Below are 21,025 nucleotides of genomic sequence, written 5' to 3'. Positions count from 1 at the left end.
CGGATTTTTGCACAACTGCCGGATCGGTCAACCGATCCTTAACTGATCGGCATTATGCCGTGGCACGCTTTTTCGTTTCTGGAGCGATTATTTCAGGTACTGCCCGCTACGCAGGGCTTCAATACGTTTATCCAGCGGCGGGTGAGTCATAAACAGCTCGCTCAACGACTTAGACTTACCGTTGATGCAAAATGCCATCATGCTGCTGGCTTCCTGCGGTTCGTAGCTGGTTTTCAGGCGTTGCAGGGCAGCAATCATTTTCTCACGGCCCACCAGTTTTGCGGAACCCGCATCAGCGTGGAATTCACGGTAGCGGGAGAACCACATGGTGATAATGCTCGCCAGAATACCAAACACCAGTTCAAGCACGGTGGCGACCGCGAAATAGATCAGCGGGTTGCCGTTGCTCTGCTCGCCGTCATCACGGTTGCCGGACAAAAAACCCGACGCGATTTGCGCGATGATGCGCGAAATAAAGATAACAAAAGTGTTCACCACACCCTGGATCAGCGTCATGGTCACCATATCGCCGTTGGCGATATGGCTAATTTCATGGGCGATAACCGCTTCGGCTTCATCACGGCTCATGTTCTGCAACAGACCGGTGCTTACCGCTACCAGCGAGGCATCGCGGCGCGCGCCGGTCGCAAAGGCGTTAATGTCCGGAGCGTGATAAATCGCTACCTGCGGCATCGCGATACCGGCCTGGCGTGACTGTTGCGCCACGGTATCCATCAGCCAACGCTCGGTCGCATTACGAGGTTGTTCGATCACTTCCCCGCCCACAGAACGCAACGCCATCCACTTCGACATCAGCAGTGAAACAAACGATCCACCAAAACCAAACAACAGCGCCATAATCAGCAGACCCTGAACGCTGCTGGACTGGATCCCTGTCAGGCTGAGCACCAGGCCGAACACCACCATGACCGCCAGGTTCGTTAACAGGAAAAGCGCGATACGCATCATAATTTTCTTTTAACCTCAATTTACCAGTCGCGTTATGCGATTACTCACATCGTATGGCTAAATGCCCTGTTTTCAAGCATGAAAGCAGGGCAAGTTACTAAAAATACGTAACTTTACATTTTGTCGCATTCTTCTTACGGGAAACAAAGACAGGTAAAAAAACAGGCACAATTGCTTGTGCCTGTTGGGGAATTACTTACTCGCGGCGGGCTGTTCAGCGGGTTTCGCTTTATCCAGTTTCGCCAGGTCCAGCGCGATATGGACGGTTTCATCAAGATACGGATCGGGCTCCTGATAATCCTTCGGCAGGTCGTCCAGTTTCTTGATTGGCGGTTTGCCTTCACGCTTATAACGGTCGTTAATGCGCGCCAGGCGAGTCGCATCGTCTTCATCGTTCTCTTTTTCACGCTGCAGCAGGTTTAAAGAGATGAAGTTACGCTTATCCTTAAGGGCGTTATAGCGAGCGATATCCTTGATGATGTACTGGAACTCAGGATCTTTGGCGATGCGCTCATCGTGAGCTTTCAGCAATTCCGGGCCAAACGGCGTAAGGTCGCCGGATTTCACGTAGGTTGCCGCATCGACGCTATCCCAGGGCAGCGCATTATCTTCAAACTTCTCGCCGGTTTCGGTCTCTTCATTGCCGGTCGGCATGATGATATCCGGGGTCACGCCTTTACGCTGGGTACTGCCGCCATTCACGCGATAGAATTTTTGAATGGTGTACTGTACCGAGCCCAACGCCGGCCATTCCGGACGCAGCATCTGATCGTAAATGCGGTTCAGCGAACGGAACTGCTGAACGGTGCCTTTACCAAATGTCGGCTCACCGACGATCAGCGCACGGCCATAATCCTGCATCGCCGCAGCAAAGATTTCTGACGCGGAGGCGCTAAAGCGGTCAACCATGACGACCAGCGGGCCTTTGTAATACACCACGCCATCGGTATCACTGTCTTCACGCACTTTGCCGTTGTTGTCGCGCACCTGCACCACCGGGCCGCTCGGGATAAACAGACCAGAAAGCGATACCGCTTCGGTCAGCGCCCCGCCGCCGTTGGTACGCAAGTCGATAATCACCGCGCTGACGTTTTGCTTTTCAAGCTTCTGAAGCTGAACTTTAACATCGTCGGTTAAGCCCACGTAAAAACCCGGAATATCCAGCACGCCGACTTTCTGCTTGCCGATGGTTTTCACGGTCATTTTCACCGCGCGATCTTCAAGGCGAATACGTTCGCGCGTCAGCGTCACGGTACGGGTTTTGGTGCCTTTACCCGCGGGTAAAATCTCCAGCCGTACCTTGCTGCCTTTCGGGCCTTTGATCAGCGCAACGACGTCATCAAGACGCCAGCCGATCACGTCCTGCATCGACTGGCCCGTTTGGCCAACGCCAACAATGCGGTCGCCCACAGTGATGGCTTTACTTTTCGCCGCCGGGCCGCCTGCCACCATGGAGTTAATCACGGTGTAGTCGTCATCCATTTGCAGCACCGCGCCAATCCCTTCCAGAGACAGGCTCATTTCGGTATTGAATTGCTCGGTGTTACGCGGGGAAAGGTAGTTGGTATGCGGATCGATTTCGTGCGCGAAAGCGGTCATCGCCAGCGAGAACACGTCTTCGCTGTTGGTTTGCGCCAGGCGGCGAATCGCGAATTTATAACGCTTGGTGAGCGTTTCGCGGATCTCTTTATCCGTTTTGCCGGTCAGTTTCAGGCTCAGCTCGTCATATTTGACTTTGCTGTCCCATAACCTGTCGAGCTCCGCTTCGGTTTTCGGCCACGGCGCTTTACTGCGATCGAGCTCGTAAGTGTCGTTGCCGGTAAAATCCATCGGACGCTCAAGCACTTTCAGTGCGTACTGAAAGCGCTCGAAGCGGCGTTTCTGCGCCAGATTGTACAGATCGTAAAACACGGTGAGCTTGCCGGTGCGCAGCTCATCGCCCAGTACATTTTTCTGTTTCGCGTATTCTTCAACGTCGCTCGCCAGCAGCACGTTATGGCTGTAATCCAGCAAATTCAGATAGCGGTCGAAGATTTTGGCGGAAAAGGTGCCGTCCAGATCGAACTGGCGATAATGAGAACGGGTGAAGCGCGAGGTGACGCGCTCGCTCACCGTCGCGTGCTGCGTCTCTTCCTTCAATACCGGAATTTGCGACGCTTTGGTGATGTCTTCAACCGCAACCGCATGGCCTGCTAACAATAACAGGCCCGCAGCGGTAAGCTTAAGAAATGTGTTCATGCCCGGGTTGACCTCCGTATCAGAACAATAAATGTTCTGCGCGTACAAGCATCGACATACCAGAAGTCAACTGTACACGGACGCCATCTTTGGTGATTTCTTGTACAGTGGCATCCATCGCATTATTCCCCGCTTTGACTTTAATCGCCTGGCCTACGGACAGTGCGGTAATGTCTGATACCGGGGTATGACGCTCTTCACGAACGGCCTGAGGCGCTTTAGCCGCAGGTTTTGCCGGACGTGGTTTGCGCTCTGCATTTTCAGTGCGACGTGGCGCCGGGCGCGGTTTGCGCTCACGTCGCGGGGCTTCTGGCTGCTCGCCAGCGGCAATCGCCGCTTCGCGTTTTTTGGCCTGCTGCTCGGCACGCTGCGCCTGGACGCGAGCTTTGGCTTCTTCAAGCTGTTTACGCGCATGTTCAACATGCTGTTCGTCAAGCTCGCCGCACGGATTGCCATCCAGATCGACGCGGGTCGCGCCAAGCTTGATGCCGTACAGATAACGCCAGCTTGAGGTATAAAGACGCAGGGCTGAACGCAGTTGGGTTTTGCTGAGATTCATCTCCCCTTCTACGCGCGCGACCAAATCCTGAAAAATGCCGATTTTCAGCGGACGCGCTTCGCCTTCAGCGCTAAAGCACTGAGGAAAACGCTCGGCCAGAAAGGCAATAACTTCTTTACTGCTGTTCAACTTAGGTTGATTTTCCATGAAATTTCCTGATTACAACGGACGTTGCCAACGTGGCGCAGGCATGAACAGGCGTCATTATAATGACGCCATCAGCAATTGCCACGTTATCCGTTGCTTATCCTGCACGAGTCGCAAATAATTTTGTGTAATCCGTCCCGGCAAGCACCGTCTCAAGGCGCTCCACCAGCTCACGCAAACCCTGCTCGTCTTCAGCCTGGAAGCGGCCAAACACGGTGCTGTCGATATCCAGCACGCCTATGATTTGTTGATTAACGGTGATTGGCAATACGATTTCCGCATTACTCGCGGAATCGCAGGCGATATGGCCGTCAAAGGCATGGACATCTTCCACGCGTTGCACGCTGGCAGTGGCAACCGCCGTTCCGCATACGCCTCTACCGACCGGGATACGCACACAGGCGATTTTCCCCTGGAACGGCCCGAGCACCAGCGTGTCGCCTTCCAGCAGATAAAATCCCGCCCAGTTAACGCCGTCTAATCGTTCAAACAGCAAGGCGCTGGTATTGGAAAGCGTCGCCAGCGCACTGGTTTCCCCTGTCATGAGAGCCTGAAAATCACGGTTAAGGTCCGCGTAGAATTGTGTTTTGTTCATTTAATAATCACTTAGCTGATAAATACAATGACCTGCTTGTTAAAATAAGCATTAAATGCGCTTATGCTCAAGACGAATCATTTCATGATTTAATATAAAGATATCTAAATATAACTCTGACCATTAAATGGCCCTTAAACCCAGAACGGCATTAAACAACGCAAAGCTCACGATTCATGCGATGGGAGAGCCTTTGCCGCAGGCACATTATCAGCGATGTCCGCAGTGCGACACGCTTTTTCTGTTGCCGGTTGTGAAGTCAACGCAAAGCGCGTATTGCCCGCGCTGCGATGCTAAACTGCGCGATGGCCGTGACTGGTCATTGACGCGTCTCGGCGCGATGGCGATCGCCATGATCGTCCTGATGCCCTTCGCCTATGGCGAACCGTTGTTGCGCATTATCCTGCTCGGCACCCGTATCGACGCCAGCCTGCTCCAGGGAATCTGGCAGATGGCCAGCCAGGGCGACCCGGTTACCGCCGCGATGGTGTTCTTCTGTACCGTGGGCGCGCCCGGCACGCTGGTAGTCGCTATCGCCTATCTCTGGTTCGGCAATATCCTCGGCATGAACTTACGCCCGGTGCTGTTGATGCTGGAGAGGCTGAAAGAGTGGGTAATGCTGGATATTTACCTGGTGGGCATCGGCGTGGCGTCCATCAAAGTCAGCGATTATGCCTACATGCAGGCTGGCATTGGGCTGATGGCGTTTTTCCTGCTGATGGTGTTGAGCATACTGACGCTGATCCACCTCAACGTGGAGCAACTTTGGGATCGATTTTATCCGACACGCCCGCCCCGCACCCCCAAAGCCAGCCTGCGCGTTTGTCTCGGCTGCCATTTTACCAGCGAACCGGATGAACGCGGCCGCTGTCAGCGTTGCCACGTTCCGCTGCGCGAGCGCCGTCGCCATAGCCTGCAAAAAACCTGGGCGGCGCTGATTGCAGCGATGGTATTTCTCCTTCCGGCGAATTTGCTGCCGATATCTATTATTTATGTCAACGGCAGCCGCCAGGAGGACACTATCCTTTCGGGGATCGTTTCGCTGGCGAACAGCAATATCGCCGTGGCGGCCATTGTGTTTATCGCCAGTATTGCGGTGCCGTTCGTCAAAGTGCTGGTAATGCTGACCCTGCTGATCAGCATCCATTTTAAATGCGAACAGGGACTGCGCACCCGGATCCTGCTGCTGCGGTTTGTGACCTGGATTGGCCGCTGGTCGATGCTGGATTTATTTGTGATTGCGTTAACCATGTCGCTGGTGAACCGCGATCAGCTTTTGGCTTTTACTATGGGACCTGCCGCGTTTTATTTCGGCGCAGCGGTAATATTGACTATTCTTGCTGTTGAATGGCTGGACAGCCGCTTACTTTGGGACGCACATGAGTCAGGAAACGCCCGCTTCGACGACTGAAGCGCGAATTAAAACAAAACGCCGCATTTCCCCGTTCTGGTTACTGCCGATTATCGCTCTGATGATCGCCGGATGGCTTATCTGGACAACGTACCAGGAACGAGGCACTACCGTGACTATCGACTTTGTTTCCGCCGACGGCATCGTTGCCGGGCGAACGCCCGTGCGCTATCAGGGTGTGGAAGTCGGCACGGTCCAGGATATTCGCCTGAGCGAGGACCTGAACAAAATTGCCGTCACGGTCAGCATCAAAAGCGATCTCAAAGACGCCCTGCGCACCGATACGCAGTTCTGGCTGGTGACCCCGAAAGCATCGCTGGCCGGGATTTCCGGTCTGGATGCGCTGGTGGGCGGCAACTATATCGGCATGATGCCGGGCAAAGGCGAGCCCGAAGATCACTTTACCGCGCTGGATACCCAACCTAAATATCGGCTGGATAACGGTGATTTGATGATCCACCTGAAGGCCCCGGACCTCGGTTCGCTCAATACCGGCTCACTGGTCTATTTCCGTAAAATTCCGGTGGGCAAGGTGTATGACTACACCATTAATAACAACTCCCAGGGCGTGACAATTGATGTGCTTGTTGAACGGCGATTCACCCATCTGGTGAAAAAAGGCAGCCGGTTCTGGAACGTTTCTGGCGTGAAAACAGACATCAGCCTCAGCGGCGCGCAAATTCAACTGGAAAGCCTGGCGGCGCTGGTCAACGGGGCGATAGCCTTTGACTCGCCGCAGGGGTCTGAAGAGGCGGATCAGGAGGACGAATATGGCTTGTACGAAGATCTGGCCCACAGCCAGCGCGGCGTGCTGGTGAAGCTGGATCTGCCGAGCGGCGAAGGCCTGAAGGCCGATTCCACTAAACTGATGTACCAGGGGCTGGAAGTCGGCACCCTGACCAAACTCGATCTCAATCCCGGCGGCGCCGTCACCGGGGAAATGACCGTCGACCCGGGTGTAGTGAATTTACTGCGTGAGGGCACACGCATTGAGCTACGCAACCCGAAAATTTCGCTTGATAACCCCAGCATTAGTAGCCTGTTGACCGGCAGCACCTTTGAACTGGTGCCGGGAGAAGGCAAACCGCGCAACCACTTCGTGATCCTGCCGGGGGATAAAACCCCGTTGCAGCAGCCGGGCGTTGTCACGGTGGCGCTAACCGCGCCGGAAAGCTACGGCATCGATGCCGGGCAGCCGGTGATCCTCCACGGCATCAAAATCGGCCAGGTGCTTGAACGCAGCTTAACCGCCAAAGGCATTAGCTTCGCAGTGGCTATCGATCCGCAATATCGCGAACTGGTGAAGGGCGACAGTAAATTTGTGGTCAACAGCCGTATTGACGTGAAAGTCGGGCTGGACGGTGTGGAATTTTTAGGTGCCAGCGCCGGTGAGTGGATCAGCGGCGGCATCCGCGTGTTGCCAGGCAGTAAAGGCGAGCTGAAAGAGAGTTACCCGCTGTTTGCCAACCTGGAAAAAGCGGTGGAAAACAGCCTGAGCGACCTGCCGACCACCACCATGACGCTCAGCGCGGATAGCCTGCCGGATATTCAGGCCGGCTCGGTGGTGCTGTATCGCAAGTTCGAAGTGGGCGAAGTGATTTCGGTGCGCCCACGCGCCAACGCGTTCGACATCGACGTGCATATCAAACCGCAATATCAAAACCTGGTGACCAAAAACAGCGTGTTCTGGGCCGAAGGCGGCGCGAAAGTGCAGCTTAACGGCAGCGGGCTGACCGTGCAGGCCTCGCCGCTGTCACGGGCGTTAAAAGGCGCAATCAGCTTCGATAACCTGAGCGGCGCGTCGGCTAACACGGACAAAGGCAACAAACGCACCCTGTTCCCGTCAGAAACCGCGGCCCGCGCTGTGGGCAGCCAGGTGACGCTGCACGCGTTTGACGCCGGCAAACTGTCGGAAGGGATGCCGATCCGCTACCTCGGGATTGATATTGGCCAGATACAATCACTGAAGCTGATCACCGAACGCAACGAAGTGCAGGCCACCGCCGTGCTCTACCCGGAATACGTGAAGACCTTTGCACGTAACGGCACCCGCTTCTCGGTGATCACCCCGCAGATCTCCGCCGCCGGGGTGGAACATCTGGACACCATTCTCCAGCCCTATATCAACGTCGAACCGGGTAAAGGCAATCCGCGCCGTGACTTTGAACTACAGGAAGCGACGATAACCGATTCCCGCTACCTCGACGGTCTGAGCATCGTGCTGGAAGTACCGGATGCCGGTTCACTGGCGATTGGGACGCCGGTGCTGTTCCGCGGTATGGAAGTGGGTATTGTCACCGGTATGGTGCTGGGCAACCTGTCCGATCGCGTGATGGTTGGCCTGCGTATTAGCCAGCGCTACCAGCATCTGGTGCGCAATAACTCGGTATTCTGGCAGGCCTCCGGCTACAGCCTTGACTTCGGGATCATCGGCGGCGTCGTGAAAACCGGGACCTTTAACCAGTTCATTCGCGGCGGCATTGCCTTTGCCACCCCGCCGAGCACACCGCTATCGCCGAAAGCCCAGGCAGGGAAACATTTCCTGCTTCAGGACAGTGAACCAAAAGAATGGCGTCAGTGGGGCACCGCCCTGCCGCGCTAATCTCCTTCTTCTGCCCCGGTGCGATGCCGGGGCAGTTATGCTACACTGCGCGCCGTTAATTTTACCCCTGGGGCCAGTCTGTGGCGCAAATCCGTTCTGTTTATCTTCCCGACGAATTCCTTACCGTCATGCGCGATGCGATGCCTGCCGCGCTGTCCATGGAAAGCTTTATCGCATCCTGCCAGTGCCCGCTGCGCCGCAGTATTCGCGTCAATACGCTGAAAATCAGCGTCAGCGATTTCCTGGCGCTAGTATCGCCTTACGGCTGGCAGCTCAGCCCAATTCCGTGGTGCGAAGAAGGCTTCTGGATTGAGCGCGATGAAGAAGCCCTGCCGCTGGGCAGCACCGCAGAGCATCTCAGCGGCCTGTTTTATATTCAGGAAGCCAGCTCGATGCTGCCAGTGGCGGCGCTGTTTGCGGATAATCCCGAGGTAACGCGGGTAATGGACGTTGCCGCCGCGCCAGGCTCCAAAACCACCCAAATCGCCGCGCGGATGAATCATCAGGGCGCGATCCTCGCCAATGAATATGCCGCCAGCCGGGTAAAAGTGCTGGCGGCAAACATCAGCCGCTGCGGCATCGAGAACGTGGGGCTGACCCACTTTGATGGCCGGGTATTTGGCGCGGCGCTACCGGAATGCTTCGATGCGATCCTGCTGGACGCCCCCTGCTCCGGCGAAGGTGTGGTGCGTAAAGATCCCGATGCCCTGCGCAACTGGTCTGTCGCCAGCAATCAGGAAATCGCCGCTACCCAGCGCGAGTTGATTGACAGCGCGTTTCACGCCCTGCGCCCAGGGGGCACACTTATCTACTCCACCTGTACCCTGAACCGCGAAGAAAATGAACAGGTATGCCAGTGGCTGCTGGAACGCTATCCTGACGCGGTTTGCGTTGAGCCGTTAGGCGACCTGTTTTCCGGCGCACAGCAGGCGTTAACCGCTGAAGGTTTCTTGCATGTGTTCCCGCAAATTTTCGATTGCGAAGGCTTCTTTGTGGCGCGATTGCGTAAAACCGCCGCCGTTCCTGCACTCGCTGCGCCAGGCTATAAAACCGGTAAATTTCCCTTCGCGCCCATGAAACCGAAAGAGGCCCAGGAGGTCATGCGCGCTGCCGCAAGCGTAGGGCTTACATGGGATGAGCATCTACACTTATGGTTGCGCGATAAAGAAATCTGGTTATTCCCGGCGGACATCGAGCCGCTGATAGGCCAGGTGCGATTCTCGCGCATCGGCCTGAAACTGGCAGAAACGTTCAATAAAGGGTACCGCTGGCAGCACGAAGCGGTGATCGCGCTAGGTGATGTTCACACCCACGGTTTCGCGTTAACCGCACAGGAAGCGCAGGAGTGGTATCGCGGTCGCGATGTGTATCCGCAAACCGCGCCTGAGGCGAACGAAGTCATTGTGACTTATCAGGATCAACCGCTGGGGCTGGCGAAAAAAATCGGCTCGCGCTTAAAGAACAGCTATCCACGTGAACTGGTGCGCGATGGCAAGCTCTTCGCCGACGAGATTTAATTCGCCTAAAAAATAATCGCGATAAACTTGCGCTTTTGCTGTTCCTTGTCCAGGCTAAAAAATGGCGACTTTACTGGTCGTACCACCTGCCCTGTAATGATGATGGAGAGCACTATGACTAAGACCAGCGTTAAAATCGGCACCTTTGAGATCGATGATGCGGAACTGAGCGGCGAGCAACCGGGTGAACGTACTTTAACTATCCCGTGTAAATCTGACCCGGATCTGTGCATGCAGCTTGATGCATGGGATGCGGAAACCAGCATTCCGGCGGTACTTAACGGCGAACACTCTGTCCTTTATCGTAAACACTATGACGAAAATTCTGATGCCTGGGTGATGCGTTTTGCCTGATCCCGACATGAGCCCGTCGCCTGAGACGGGTTATTCTTCCCCGTTTGGTTTGCCCTTCGCGCCCTGTCCCCTACAATTACTCTAAACGTTTTAACATTGGGGATGCGATGTTCGCACTGGTTTTATTTGTTTGTTATCTGGACGGTGGCTGTAACGATATCGTCGTTGACGTTTTTAATACTGAACAACAGTGTATGCGCGCGATGGATGAACAACGGCTGCGGCACGGCGGCTGTTTCCCGGTGGAAGATTTTATTGATGGCTTCTGGACCCCTGCCCAGGAGTACAGCGATTTTTAGCTACTGGACCCGCAGTAAGGTCAGCCGATTGCCGAAGACAGCACCGGTGTCGATATAGTGCAGGTTCCCGCAATCAAGACAGTCATTTAACGGTGTATGTCCAAAGTAAAACGCATCCGCCCCGCTGATTGACGCATCACGTCCTTTGATACACCGCGATAACCGTTCCCGGCTCCAGAGAACCGGTGTGCGCTTCACCGGCTGCTGCCAGGCATACTGGTCAGCGGGATAATCCGCGTGGGCGACCACAATTCGCTGGCCGGCACGTTGCAATTCAATAATTAGCGGGAAATCGCGCAGCCGTTGCAGTTGCGCCTCGACGCGCTTACGCGCCGCGCTGTTAAGCGTGGTGAACCAGTTGCCACCGTTGAGATACCATAAGGCGTAATCGCCCGATTCCAGCGCATCCAACGCCATGGCTTCATGATTACCTAACACGCAGCGGAACCAGCGCCGCTCGGTTAATGCCAGGCAGCCCGGACTGTTGTCCCCGCGGTCGATGAGATCGCCGACGCTTATCACCAAATCCTGCCACGGGTCGAAATGTGCCTCGCGTAATGCCCGGGCAAACTGTCGCAGGCAACCGTGTAAATCGCCCACGATATAGATAGCCCGCCATTCGCTGGCCTCAATACGTTGATACATCTCTCCTCCTGTGAATAGCTAAAGTATAGTGTGCGTACACATAGCAGTCTGAAAGGAAGTTCGATGCGCATACGCTCTGTCAGCGATGAAGAGATTGTTCTGCTCCACCAGCAGATCCCTGAACTGTTTCCGATGGAAAGCGCCGGGGAGATTAAGAGGAGGACGCAGGGAAAAAACGTCCTCGCGCTGGCGGCGCAACGTGAACAGCAGGACGCGGGATACGCCTTAGGGTACTGGGTTACGCCCCGGCACTTTTATTACTGGCTGGGTGGCGTCAAGCCCGCTTTTCGCCGTCAGGGCATCGGCGCGTTTCTGCTTAAAGCGCTTGAACAGCGCGTTATGGCACAGGGAGGCAGCGAAATAAGCGTGAAAAGTATGAACCGTTATCCGGCGATGTTAATCCTGTTGATTCGTCACGGTTACCAGATTACAGCGGTAACGGGCGATGATGCCGAACGGCAGAAAATCCATTTTATGAAGCGTTTTTGACGGTTACCGGAACTTATAAGCACCCATCTGGCGTATGGACACTCTCAAAACATAAAAAAGCCTGCTTTTTGCAGGCTTTTTTATGTCCCTTCCGGCGCTTATCTCCGGCGCTCATCAGTATGGCGTTAGCTCTGTAAGGGATAAATCGCACTCTAGCCCATCAGATAATTCCGATCAAGCTGACCGCTAAGCCAAATTTTTGTTATTTGATCCAGATTCCAGATTATTTGCTGACGGAGCCAGCCCATCACCCTTTAGAAACTTACTGGTAGCATTTAACTTAAGATTCTTAAACAGGACAAAAAAGCTCTGGACGCTGCCGGGGTTGTCTGTGGTATGGTTTATGGCATTCACAGGCAGCGAAATTTGCCACGGACGGAGGCGACGTCGCAACAAGCTTATGAATCAAAGGGATAAAAAAAGACCGAATACGATTCCTGTATTCGGTCCAGGGAAATGGCTCTTGGGAGAGAGCCGTGCGCTAAAAGTTGGCATTAATGCAGGCTGAAATCGCCTTGCCCTTTAAGAATAGATTACGATGTCAGGTTTTCCAGTCCGCGACAAAAGTGGCCCAAAAAAATTCCTCACGTAACGTAATCACTTAATAAAAAACCGCAGCCCGTGCTCCACGGATCTGCGGTTTTTTTATGCCCGGTTGCGGTTAACAGAGCGTTTTGGCTTTCTCGATAAACGGTGCCAGGCTCTTTTTCTCGCCAGGCTTCGCCGGGTCGTCTACCTGGATCACGCTAATTGGCTGCCCCGTAGTTTTGCCGGCTTTGACCTGCGCCATCGCTTCGTCATTGATCGGGTATTGCATCAGCGTGGCAGGATTAATCACGAACAGCGCGTTGCCCGGACGGCAAGTCAGCATCACCTCTTCGCGGTTAAACGCCCAGTTATCTTTGCCCATCTCGAAACGGCTTACCGTAATAATCTGCGGCGCAGCGGCAGCCGTTCCCGCGCAGGCCAGTAATAGCAGTGAAAGTACTGTTTTTTTCATCGTAAACTCGCATACAAAATCACGGTTAAACAGGCTCCCAGGTTGCGAACAGGCTGACGCAGGCCACCACCAGTAAGCTCAAGATCCATTCTATTTTGGTTAGGGTGATAAACCGTCGTTGCGCCGTGCCCGCTGTCTGGCTAAAGCGCGGCACCAGCGCGTAGCGGTTATATAACGCAATCGCTACCATCATCGCCACTAAGGCGGCTTTCACCCACAGCATGACCAGATATCGGGTCTCTACAGGCCAGGGCCAACCGGCAATCAGCAGCGTGTTGACGATCCCTGTAAGGATCGCTAACGCGACGGCAAGGTGACCATAACGTGAAAAGCGCATCATGGCGAGAATTGCGCTCTCCCGCCAGCGCGGCTTCTGCGCCAGCCGCATGCACACTAATAATGGCAGTAATCCCCCCATCCACCAGGCGGCGGAAAGCAGGTGGATAGCATGATTAATTTGCTGGAACGCGCCGCGCGCGCCTTCCGCCATCACCGCGTGCCCTACCCCCGCCAGCAGGACAACCTGGCCGATGAGCAGCACCATCAGCAGTGCGCCAACCCGGTAAGGCCTGAGCAGTAACACCATCAGCGAGATGACGCTGAGAATGATTTGCCATAGCCAGACGCCGCCAAACTGCGTGGTTAACACCGCCCGCCAGATAGCGGGCGAAACCACATCCGCCCAGCCCTCCGCCATCATTCCGCCCTGGATGCCGAGCATTAACGTCGCGCTCGCCAGGCTGGCGACCAGCGCAACGCGCCACCCCCGCCAAACCCGTCGCGCCAGCACGGGCTTAAACGCGCCGGGAGCCAGCCAGCAGGTGCTGATTGCACAGCCCAGCGCCAGTATTAACGCTGCAAAATGAATGAACCGCAGCGTAACCCAGGTGGCAACCAGCATGTTATTTCACGCTAAAATGGTAGCTGCCTTTGGTTTTATGCCCATCCACCGACACGACATGCCAGTCGACCTGATATTGCCCCGCAGGTAACTGGGCGCTTAACGGCACAATTAGCTGTTTATTGTCATCTGCCGCCAGTTTGGCTTTGCCGGTTTCCAGCTTTTGCTTTTCCGGCCCTGTCAGGGTAATGCCACTGAATGCCGGTTCGATCCCTTCCGAAAAATTTAGCGTCAACGCCTGGGGCGCGGAATCCATGACGGCATCCGCCGCCGGATACTGGTGCTTAAGATGCGCATGGGCCCAGACAGCAGGCGCGGCGACCAGTGACGCAGTAACGGTAAGGGCGCAAAGAAGACGAGATGCGGTGAAAGCCATATAAATCATTCCTTTTCGTTATGTCTGTGGCGCAAAGAATAACCTCGCAGCCCCCTTAAGTCGAGTCAGCATGGCACGTCACGACACAGAAACACTTGTCATCCAGGCGATGAGCAAGTACCTTTCCGCCAGTTACAACAGGAGTCATCTATGAAGCACAATCTTGCTCAACTTCCCCAGGAAGAAATGGATAAAGTGAACGTTGATTTGGCTGCGGCGGGCGTGGCGTTTAAAGAGCGCTATAACATGCCGATCATTGCCGAAGCCGTCGAGCGCGAGCAGCCTGAAGCGTTACGCGGCTATTTTCGCGAGCGTCTGATCGCGCATCGGCTGGCCTCCGTAAATCTGTCCCGGATGCCCTGGGAACCAAAATCGAAATAAGCCTTACGGTCCGTTACGCTTCCTTACAATGTAAATGCTAATATTTCTGCACCAGTCACTACATTCTCCAAGTGTTTGAGAGAAATATAGCGAATTCATCTGCAAGGGAGCCATTATGCCAACATGGAATGTTGCCGCCGCGCAATACGCGCCGCATCCTGATAACGTAGCCGCGAATGTTTCACACCATCTGAAGTTTATTGCCACCGCCGCCAGTGAACGGATCGAGGTTTTACTGTTCCCGGAGTTTTCCCTGACCGGGTTTCCTTCACCTGATTCGTCACCAGCGCGCGCCGATTCGCCGCTTTTCGAGCCTGTTTGTCTGGCGGCACAACGGCACAGGATGACGATTATCGCGGGGTTGTCTCTGGCCACGCCGGAGGGGACGTTATCCGCAGGTTTGATTTTCCTGCCTGATGGAACGCGCCAGTTGTGCCTGCCACCCCCTACGCAACCTCTGCGCGAAATACAGGGTTTACCGATACTGCACGACAGGATCATCGGCACCGGTTCGCAGCGGATCGCCCTTGCCATAAACCATTCGCAACCTGAAGATGTGTGGACGCGCAAAGAAGCCAGCTTGTATATGTGCGGGCACTTTATTTCCGAACTCTCATGGAACGCTGAAGTAGTCGATATGCAGTATTGCGCCTTTGAAAATCATATCGCCGTATTGCAGGTAAACCCTGCGGGCGCACCCGATAACCAACCTGCCGTGGGCCGCAGCGCCTGCTGGGATGAACAAGGCCAGCTTATCGTCCGCGCCGAAGCGGGAGAACTGCTGGTTGTCGCCCGCCGCAAAGACAACGGTTGGCACGGCGAGGTCATTCCATTACGCTAGCACTTTAGTTAAGAGAGTCTGACATGCTGCGAGTGATCGATACGGAAACCTGCGGGTTACAGGGCGGAGTGGTGGAAATCGCTTCGGTGGATATTGTTGACGGCCAAATCGTTAACCCGATGAGCGACCTGGTGCGCCCGGATCGTCCTATCAGCCATCAAGCCATGGCAATCCATCGTATTACTGAAGCGATGGTCGCGGATAAACCGGAACTGGAATTCGTGTTGCCCAACTACCTCGGCAGCGCGTTTTATGTTGCGCACAATGCCGATTTTGATAGCCGGATGCTGCCTGACATGGGCGGCGAGTGGATTTGCACCATGAAGATGGCGCGCCGTCTGTGGAACTGGCCCGGCATTAAATACAGCAATATGGGACTGTATAAAGCGCGCCGTTTAGAGGTTGATACGCCGCCCGATTTGCACCATCACCGCGCGCTGTATGATTGCTACATCACTGCCGCGTTATTGCTGGATATCATGCAGGAAACTCACTGGACGCCAGAGGAAATGGTCACCATTACCGGTCGCCCGACCCTGATGACCACGTTTACGTTCGGCAAATACCGCGGCGAGTCAGTAAGCGATATTGCTGAGCGCGATCCCGGCTATCTGCGCTGGATGCTCAAGAACATTAAAGAGATGACCCCGCAACTGCGCCTGACGCTGAAACACTACCTCGGGGAGGATTAATGCCCCGCTTTCGCGCCCAGCGTCCCCTGCGTTAACCCGATTAAAAATGAAAACTCCAGCGCCACGCCTTCGTAGGATTTGAATCGTCCTGATTTGCCGCCGTGGCCGGAATCCATCTCGGTACACAACAGCAGCAGGCTGTCATCGGTTTTATATTCCCGCAGTTTTGCGACCCATTTCGCCGGCTCCCAGTACTGAACCTGGGAATCATGCAGCCCGGTGGTGACCAGCAAATGCGGGTATTTCTGATGCGTGACCTGGTCGTAAGGACTGTAGCTCTTCATATAGTGGTAGTAGGTTTCGTCCTGCGGATTGCCCCACTCCTCAAATTCCCCGGTGGTCAGCGGGATCGACTCGTCCAGCATGGTAGTGACCACATCAACAAACGGCACCTGGGCGATAGCGCCGTGAAACAGGTCCGGGCGCAGATTAATCGCCGCGCCAATCAACATGCCGCCCGCGCTGCCGCCCATGCCGAATAAGTAGCGCGGATCGCCATAACCTTGCGCGAGCAGCGCTTCGCACACGTCGATATAATCGGTAAAGGTATTTTTCTTATTCAGAAACTTACCGGCCTCATACCACTGCTGTCCCAGTTCGCCGCCGCCTCGGATATGGGCGATAGCGTAGACGAAGCCGCGATCGAGCAGGCTGAGGCGGCTGGAGCTGAAATCGGCATCCATACAACTGCCGTACGAACCATAGCCGTACACCAGCAGCGGATTGGCGCCGCGCTGGAAGTGCTTTTTGTGATAGACCAGCGATACCGGGACTTCTACCCCATCGCGCGCCTTGATCCATAAATGCTCGCTGCGGTAATTGGCTGAATCAAAACCGTCGATTTCGGTTTGTTTCAGCACCCGGCGCTCGCCGGTATCCATATCCAGTTCAAATAATGTATCCGGCGTGGTCATGGAGGAATAGCCGTAGCGTAATTTCGCCGTTTCCGGCTCCGGGTTATAAGCAAGCCAGGTCACATAAGCCGGGTCGTCGAACGCGATACCGGTTACTTCGCGTGTTTTACGGTTGATTTGCCGCAGGCTGGTCAGGCCGCGCTGGCGCTCTTCCACCACCAGCCAGTCGGTGAACAGCGTGAAGCCCTCCAGCATAATGTGCTCGCGCGCGGGGATCAGCGTTTCCCATTTTTCCTCCTTACGCACCGTACTGCGATATAGCCCGAAGTTTTTACCGTCACGGTTGGAACGCATATAGAAACGGTGCTGGTAGTGATCCACGGAATACTCGTGGTCTTTACGCCGCTTCAGGAAACAGCTGGGCTCCGCGTCTGCCAGCTCCGCGTCCAGCAGCCACACTTCGCTGGTGGTCGCGCTGGAGAGAAAAATATTGATGAAATGCTGCGAGGTGGTTTTGTACAGGCTTACGTAGAACGTTTCATCGCGTTCTTCGTAGATCAACTCATCCTCGCTGGATGGCGTCCCTACGGTATGCCGCCACACCTGATACGGGAGTAACGTTTTGGCGTGCTTTTTGACGTAATAAAGGGTGCGGGAATCGTTGGCCCAGGCCACTTCAGGCGCGACATGCTCAATCAGCTCCGGATACCAGTTGCCGGTTTCCAGATTGCGAAAGCGCAGCCCGTACTGGCGACGGGACAGGTAATCCTCCGCCAGCACCATCGCGGTGTTATCCGGGGTAATTGCCAGTGCGCCCAGGGTATAAAACTCGCTGTGCGACGCACGCTGGTTGGCATCCAGCAACACGTCCCAGGGGTCCCATTCTGATGACATCACCGACTGGCGCTGATAAATCGGATACTCACACCCCACATCGTAAAACTGGCGGTAGCGATAGCCGTTTTTAACGTAAGGCGCAGATGCATCGCGCTGCGGAATGCGCGCAATCATCTCTTTGAGTAACTGTTCTTCCAGCGCCTGCTGGCTGGCCATGACCCGCCGCCCGTAATCGTTCTCCTGGTGGAGATACTCAAGCACTTCAGGATCGGACCGGTCATCATCGCGCAGCCAGTAATAATTATCGGTACGCGTATCGCCATGCAGGGTCATGGTGTGAGGTACTGCTTTTGCTTTTGGTGGCATAACGCTCAACTTTTAGGTTAACACCCTTATAAGGTTGGCAAAAACCCCGCGCCTTGCAAGCGTAACGCCACCAAACCAGGCGTTATCCTGGTGAAACGTCGCGTTTGCTGACCGCGATATCGCGCTCCACGTCGGCGCGCACATCTTCGGGAATGCCCAGTGCATCGCCCAACGCGTTCAGGTAGCTGCGCTCCATAAAGTGATCGGCGTTGATGGCGGCACAGCTGAGAAAATAGAGCTCCAGCGCCTCTTCTTCATTCTGGATCCCCTCGGCAAGACGCGCCGGATCGAGGGGTTGATCGAGGGCCTGTTCAACGAATGCGCGGCCTTCGTCTTCGATACCGGCATCGTGCAGATGTTGGTCAATCGCCTGACGCTCCTCGTCGTCAATATGTCCATCGCTTTTCGCGGCGAACACCAGAGCCAGAATTAACCGTTCGGTTCGCTTATCAATGGGCGACGCCTGTTGGCCGTACTGAGGTTGATCTTGATGGGCTGCCCGGATGCGGTCCTGGTATTTATTCCACAATACCGTGCCGGCTACCGCACCGCCGCCAGCGAGCAGCGCGCCGCCACCGAATTTCGCCAGCAGCTTACGTGACGATTTATTTGCCACCAGCAGCCCTGCCAGGCCACCCAACGCGCCAGGGCTAAGCAGTTTCGATAACCCTTGCCCCTGCGATAACCCTTTACCCTGTTCCCCCAACAGTGACTGAAGATGTTTAAGCCAGTTCGCCATATGTACTCCCACAGTAAAAGTCTCACTTGTGAGCGTAAGCGAAGGGATGTCAAGAAGTGTGGGGACAGGCTAAGGAAAGGAAAATAATCGGCAAGGGCCAGGCCCTTGCGCGTGATTAAGGACGGTATTCTGCCGTCTGTTTTTTGCAATCAACTTGCACAGTGTAATGAATGTCGGCTCGCATGCCGCGTACCGTCAGGGGAACGGTCCATTTATCATCGCCGCCTTTCACGGCTTCAGGATTGACCCAGGCGACCGGATCGGCCTGGCCGAGTTTTTCCTGGTCGTCTGCCCAGCGGGCAATGCGGTTCTGGAGATAGTCGCGTTTCACGCTGGCTGAAATACCTTGCGCATCCAACCCTTCACAGCCGGTAAACTTCACATTGCGAGATTCCTGGGGCGCGGCATGGAGCCCCACGGAAAATAGCGCCACCAGCGCCAGTAACCCTTTTTTCATCAGATGCCCTCCGTTGTTAATACCACAGAAAGCCTGGTACAAAACAACCGAAGCGCAAGGGATGATGGCGCGTGTCCCGGTGAAAAGTGCAGCTGAACCGACGGGCTTATGCCGCTTTCGATTTACGCCCGCTGGCGATCGCTTCCACTTTCGGGTCGGCGTCCGGCTTTACGTCGGTTGCGCCTTCCTGCGGCATTTGCCCGGTACGCAGAACCTGCGCCAGGGTATCTTTGTGTTCAGCCAGCCACAGCGACAGTGGCTCGAGCTGGGTTTCCTCAAGGTTTACCGGCGCGCTTTGCAGCCAGGACTCAAGGGTCTGTGCTAAGTCGAGCATTTTGTCGTATGCGTCGGCTTCTTTTTTGTTGGCAAAAGACATTTTCTCTTTCCCTTCCCTGACCACAACGTAGTGAATTTCAACAGCCATCATGATGCCTCTTTAACTGGATATGCATACAGTATATCAGAGCCTGAAAGAAAAATCAAAATCGCGCACCTGCCTGCGCAATCGTTTTCGTATATACTGGCGGCCTCTTTTTTGGTCCAGGAATCTCGTTATGTTGACAGTAGGAACCGCGCTTCGCCCGGCAGCCACCCGCGTGATGCTGCTCGGCTCAGGGGAATTAGGCAAAGAAGTGGCGATTGAATGCCAGAGGCTCGGTCTTGAAGTGATCGCCGTAGACAGATATCCCAACGCCCCGGCCATGCATGTCGCCCATCGCAGTTACGCCATAAACATGCTGGATGCCGCGGCGTTGAAAGCGCTGGTCGAGCAGGAAAATCCTGACTTCATCGTGCCGGAAATTGAAGCTATCGCCACCGATACGCTGATTGAATTAGAGCAGCAGGGCCAGCGCGTTGTACCCTGCGCCCGCGCCGCTAAACTCACCATGAACCGCGAAGGCATTCGCCGCCTGGCGGCAGAAGAGCTGGGCCTGCCGACATCGGACTACCGCTTTGCCGATAGCGAAAGCGATTTCCTGACGGCGGTGGACGAGATCGGCCTGCCGTGCATTGTGAAGCCGGTGATGAGCTCCTCCGGCAAGGGACAAAGCTTTATTTGCCAGCGGGAACAACTGGCGGACGCATGGCAGTACGCCCAACAGGGTGGCCGCGCCGGGGCTGGAAAAGTGATCGTAGAAGGGGTGGTGAATTTTGATTTTGAAATCACCCTGCTGACCGTGAGCGCCGTGGACGGCGTGCACTTCTGCGCGCCGGTGGGCCATCGCCAGCAAGACGGCGATTATCGCGAATCCTGGCAGCCGCAGCAGATGAGCGAACGGGCGCTGAAGCGCGCCCAGGACGTGGCGGAAAAAGTGGTGCTGGCATTAGGCGGCTATGGCCTGTTCGGGGTCGAGCTGTTTGTCTGCGGCGATGAGGTGGTGTTTAGCGAAGTGTCGCCCCGCCCGCACGATACCGGCATGGTGACGCTGATCAGCCAGGATCTGTCAGAGTTCGCCCTGCATGTGCGCGCGTTTTTAGGCTTGCCCGTGGGCGGCATTCGTCAGTACGGCCCTGCCGCATCGGCGGTGATCCTGCCGCAGCTGACCAGCGATAACGTGCGTTTTAGCAATATTGACGCCGCCGTGGGTGCCGGGGTGCAGGTACGGTTATTTGGCAAGCCGGATATTCAGGGATCGCGCCGTCTGGGCGTGGCGCTGGCCTGCGCAGACGATGTTGAAACCGCCATCGAATGCGCTACAGCCGCAGCGTCGGCAGTGCAGGTAGAAGGCTAAAACAACAAAGGCAGGCTTGCGCC

General features: G+C 55.4%; 22 protein-coding genes. 10 read left to right on the top strand and 12 right to left on the bottom strand.

The annotated features are described in order from the left end of the window. Nucleotides 1-87: 87 nt before the first annotated feature. The 4 genes from htpX to RT120_RS21060 all read right to left on the bottom strand — a co-directional run bounded on the left by htpX (nt 88) and on the right by RT120_RS21060 (nt 4,508). The gene (gene htpX, locus RT120_RS21075; RefSeq protein ID WP_312985771.1) at nt 88-969 is read right to left on the bottom strand and encodes a protease HtpX; all 882 of its coding nucleotides are present in this window, start codon (nt 967-969) and stop codon (nt 88-90) included. 192 nt (nt 970-1,161) lie between these two features. Continuing rightward, on the bottom strand, nt 1,162-3,207 hold the full coding sequence (gene prc, locus RT120_RS21070) for a carboxy terminal-processing peptidase (protein WP_312985769.1): 2,046 nt from the start codon (nt 3,205-3,207) through the stop codon (nt 1,162-1,164). A gap of 19 nt (nt 3,208-3,226) precedes the next feature. Further along, nucleotides 3,227-3,913: an RNA chaperone ProQ gene (proQ, locus tag RT120_RS21065; protein WP_312985767.1), complete on the bottom strand. Its 687-nt coding sequence runs from the start codon at nt 3,911-3,913 to the stop codon at nt 3,227-3,229. Between the two features lie 97 nt (nt 3,914-4,010). Continuing rightward, nucleotides 4,011-4,508 carry a GAF domain-containing protein gene (locus RT120_RS21060; RefSeq protein WP_312985765.1) on the bottom strand — a complete coding sequence of 166 codons (498 nt, stop codon included), beginning with the start codon at nt 4,506-4,508 and terminating at the stop codon, nt 4,011-4,013. Nucleotides 4,509-4,635: 127 nt separating this feature from the next. Between RT120_RS21060 and yebS the strand changes: the two genes are divergently transcribed. The 5 genes from yebS (at nt 4,636) to RT120_RS21035 (ending at nt 10,691) form a co-directional block, all read left to right on the top strand. Beyond that, nucleotides 4,636-5,919 (top strand): membrane integrity lipid transport subunit YebS, encoded by a 1,284-nt coding sequence (yebS, locus tag RT120_RS21055; RefSeq protein ID WP_312985763.1) that lies wholly within the window; start codon nt 4,636-4,638, stop codon nt 5,917-5,919. After that, nucleotides 5,888-8,521, top strand: coding sequence for an MlaD family protein (locus tag RT120_RS21050; RefSeq protein ID WP_312985760.1), 2,634 nt, complete (start codon nt 5,888-5,890; stop codon nt 8,519-8,521). Before yebS ends, RT120_RS21050 begins: the two co-directional genes overlap by 32 nt. Nucleotides 8,522-8,601: 80 nt before the next feature. Further along, on the top strand, nt 8,602-10,038 hold the full coding sequence (rsmF, locus tag RT120_RS21045) for a 16S rRNA (cytosine(1407)-C(5))-methyltransferase RsmF (protein WP_312985758.1): 1,437 nt from the start codon (nt 8,602-8,604) through the stop codon (nt 10,036-10,038). A gap of 114 nt (nt 10,039-10,152) precedes the next feature. Then, nucleotides 10,153-10,392 (top strand): YebV family protein, encoded by a 240-nt coding sequence (locus tag RT120_RS21040; protein WP_125291932.1) that lies wholly within the window; start codon nt 10,153-10,155, stop codon nt 10,390-10,392. Nucleotides 10,393-10,499: 107 nt separating this feature from the next. Further along, a complete protein-coding gene (locus RT120_RS21035; RefSeq protein WP_183168938.1) occupies nt 10,500-10,691 on the top strand; it encodes a YebW family protein in 192 nt (63 codons plus the stop codon). On the opposite strand, the gene RT120_RS21030 is transcribed toward RT120_RS21035, so the two are convergent. Beyond that, the gene (locus tag RT120_RS21030; RefSeq protein WP_312985755.1) at nt 10,692-11,336 is read right to left on the bottom strand and encodes a metallophosphoesterase; all 645 of its coding nucleotides are present in this window, start codon (nt 11,334-11,336) and stop codon (nt 10,692-10,694) included. A gap of 63 nt (nt 11,337-11,399) precedes the next feature. Here RT120_RS21030 and RT120_RS21025 point away from each other — a divergent pair, with 63 nt between their 5' ends. After that, nucleotides 11,400-11,825 (top strand): GNAT family N-acetyltransferase, encoded by a 426-nt coding sequence (locus tag RT120_RS21025; RefSeq protein ID WP_312985753.1) that lies wholly within the window; start codon nt 11,400-11,402, stop codon nt 11,823-11,825. A 661-nt stretch (nt 11,826-12,486) separates the two neighbouring features. Here RT120_RS21025 and RT120_RS21020 read toward each other — a convergent pair. The 3 genes from RT120_RS21020 to yobA are packed head-to-tail and all read right to left on the bottom strand — an operon-like array spanning nt 12,487 to nt 14,102. Continuing rightward, nucleotides 12,487-12,825 carry a YebY family protein gene (locus RT120_RS21020; RefSeq protein ID WP_312985751.1) on the bottom strand — a complete coding sequence of 113 codons (339 nt, stop codon included), beginning with the start codon at nt 12,823-12,825 and terminating at the stop codon, nt 12,487-12,489. Between the two features lie 25 nt (nt 12,826-12,850). Continuing rightward, nucleotides 12,851-13,726, bottom strand: coding sequence for a copper homeostasis membrane protein CopD (gene copD, locus RT120_RS21015; RefSeq protein WP_312985749.1), 876 nt, complete (start codon nt 13,724-13,726; stop codon nt 12,851-12,853). 1 nt (nt 13,727) lies between these two features. After that, nucleotides 13,728-14,102 (bottom strand): CopC domain-containing protein YobA, encoded by a 375-nt coding sequence (gene yobA / locus RT120_RS21010; RefSeq protein WP_312985747.1) that lies wholly within the window; start codon nt 14,100-14,102, stop codon nt 13,728-13,730. Between the two features lie 150 nt (nt 14,103-14,252). Here yobA and RT120_RS21005 point away from each other — a divergent pair, with 150 nt between their 5' ends. The 3 genes from RT120_RS21005 to exoX all read left to right on the top strand — a co-directional run bounded on the left by RT120_RS21005 (nt 14,253) and on the right by exoX (nt 16,016). Further along, on the top strand, nt 14,253-14,483 hold the full coding sequence (locus tag RT120_RS21005; protein WP_312985745.1) for a DNA polymerase III subunit theta: 231 nt from the start codon (nt 14,253-14,255) through the stop codon (nt 14,481-14,483). A gap of 115 nt (nt 14,484-14,598) precedes the next feature. Continuing rightward, nucleotides 14,599-15,324 carry a carbon-nitrogen hydrolase family protein gene (locus RT120_RS21000; RefSeq protein ID WP_312985743.1) on the top strand — a complete coding sequence of 242 codons (726 nt, stop codon included), beginning with the start codon at nt 14,599-14,601 and terminating at the stop codon, nt 15,322-15,324. Between the two features lie 23 nt (nt 15,325-15,347). Beyond that, entirely contained in the window at nt 15,348-16,016 is a 669-nt protein-coding gene (exoX, locus tag RT120_RS20995) for an exodeoxyribonuclease X (protein WP_312985741.1), read from the top strand. On the opposite strand, the gene ptrB is transcribed toward exoX, so the two are convergent. The 4 genes from ptrB to RT120_RS20975 form a co-directional block, all read right to left on the bottom strand. Beyond that, on the bottom strand, nt 16,013-18,073 hold the full coding sequence (ptrB, locus tag RT120_RS20990; RefSeq protein WP_312985739.1) for an oligopeptidase B: 2,061 nt from the start codon (nt 18,071-18,073) through the stop codon (nt 16,013-16,015). The two genes, exoX and ptrB, sit on opposite strands and share 4 nt — an antisense overlap. 82 nt (nt 18,074-18,155) lie before the next feature. Continuing rightward, a complete protein-coding gene (locus RT120_RS20985) occupies nt 18,156-18,812 on the bottom strand; it encodes a DUF533 domain-containing protein (protein WP_312985737.1) in 657 nt (218 codons plus the stop codon). Nucleotides 18,813-18,927: 115 nt separating this feature from the next. Further along, complete coding sequence (gene yebF / locus RT120_RS20980; RefSeq protein ID WP_312985775.1) at nt 18,928-19,272, bottom strand: protein YebF; 345 nt, start codon at nt 19,270-19,272, stop codon at nt 18,928-18,930. Between the two features lie 103 nt (nt 19,273-19,375). Continuing rightward, on the bottom strand, nt 19,376-19,693 hold the full coding sequence (locus RT120_RS20975; RefSeq protein ID WP_312985773.1) for a YebG family protein: 318 nt from the start codon (nt 19,691-19,693) through the stop codon (nt 19,376-19,378). A gap of 130 nt (nt 19,694-19,823) precedes the next feature. Here RT120_RS20975 and purT point away from each other — a divergent pair, with 130 nt between their 5' ends. Next, nucleotides 19,824-21,002, top strand: a complete 1,179-nt coding sequence (purT, locus tag RT120_RS20970; RefSeq protein ID WP_312985735.1) for a formate-dependent phosphoribosylglycinamide formyltransferase — start codon at nt 19,824-19,826, stop codon at nt 21,000-21,002. Nucleotides 21,003-21,025: the final 23 nt, after the last annotated feature.

Source organism: Atlantibacter sp. (assembly GCF_032062175.1).
GTDB lineage: Bacteria > Pseudomonadota > Gammaproteobacteria > Enterobacterales > Enterobacteriaceae > Atlantibacter.
This window is presented reverse-complemented; position numbering and strand designations above follow the sequence as displayed.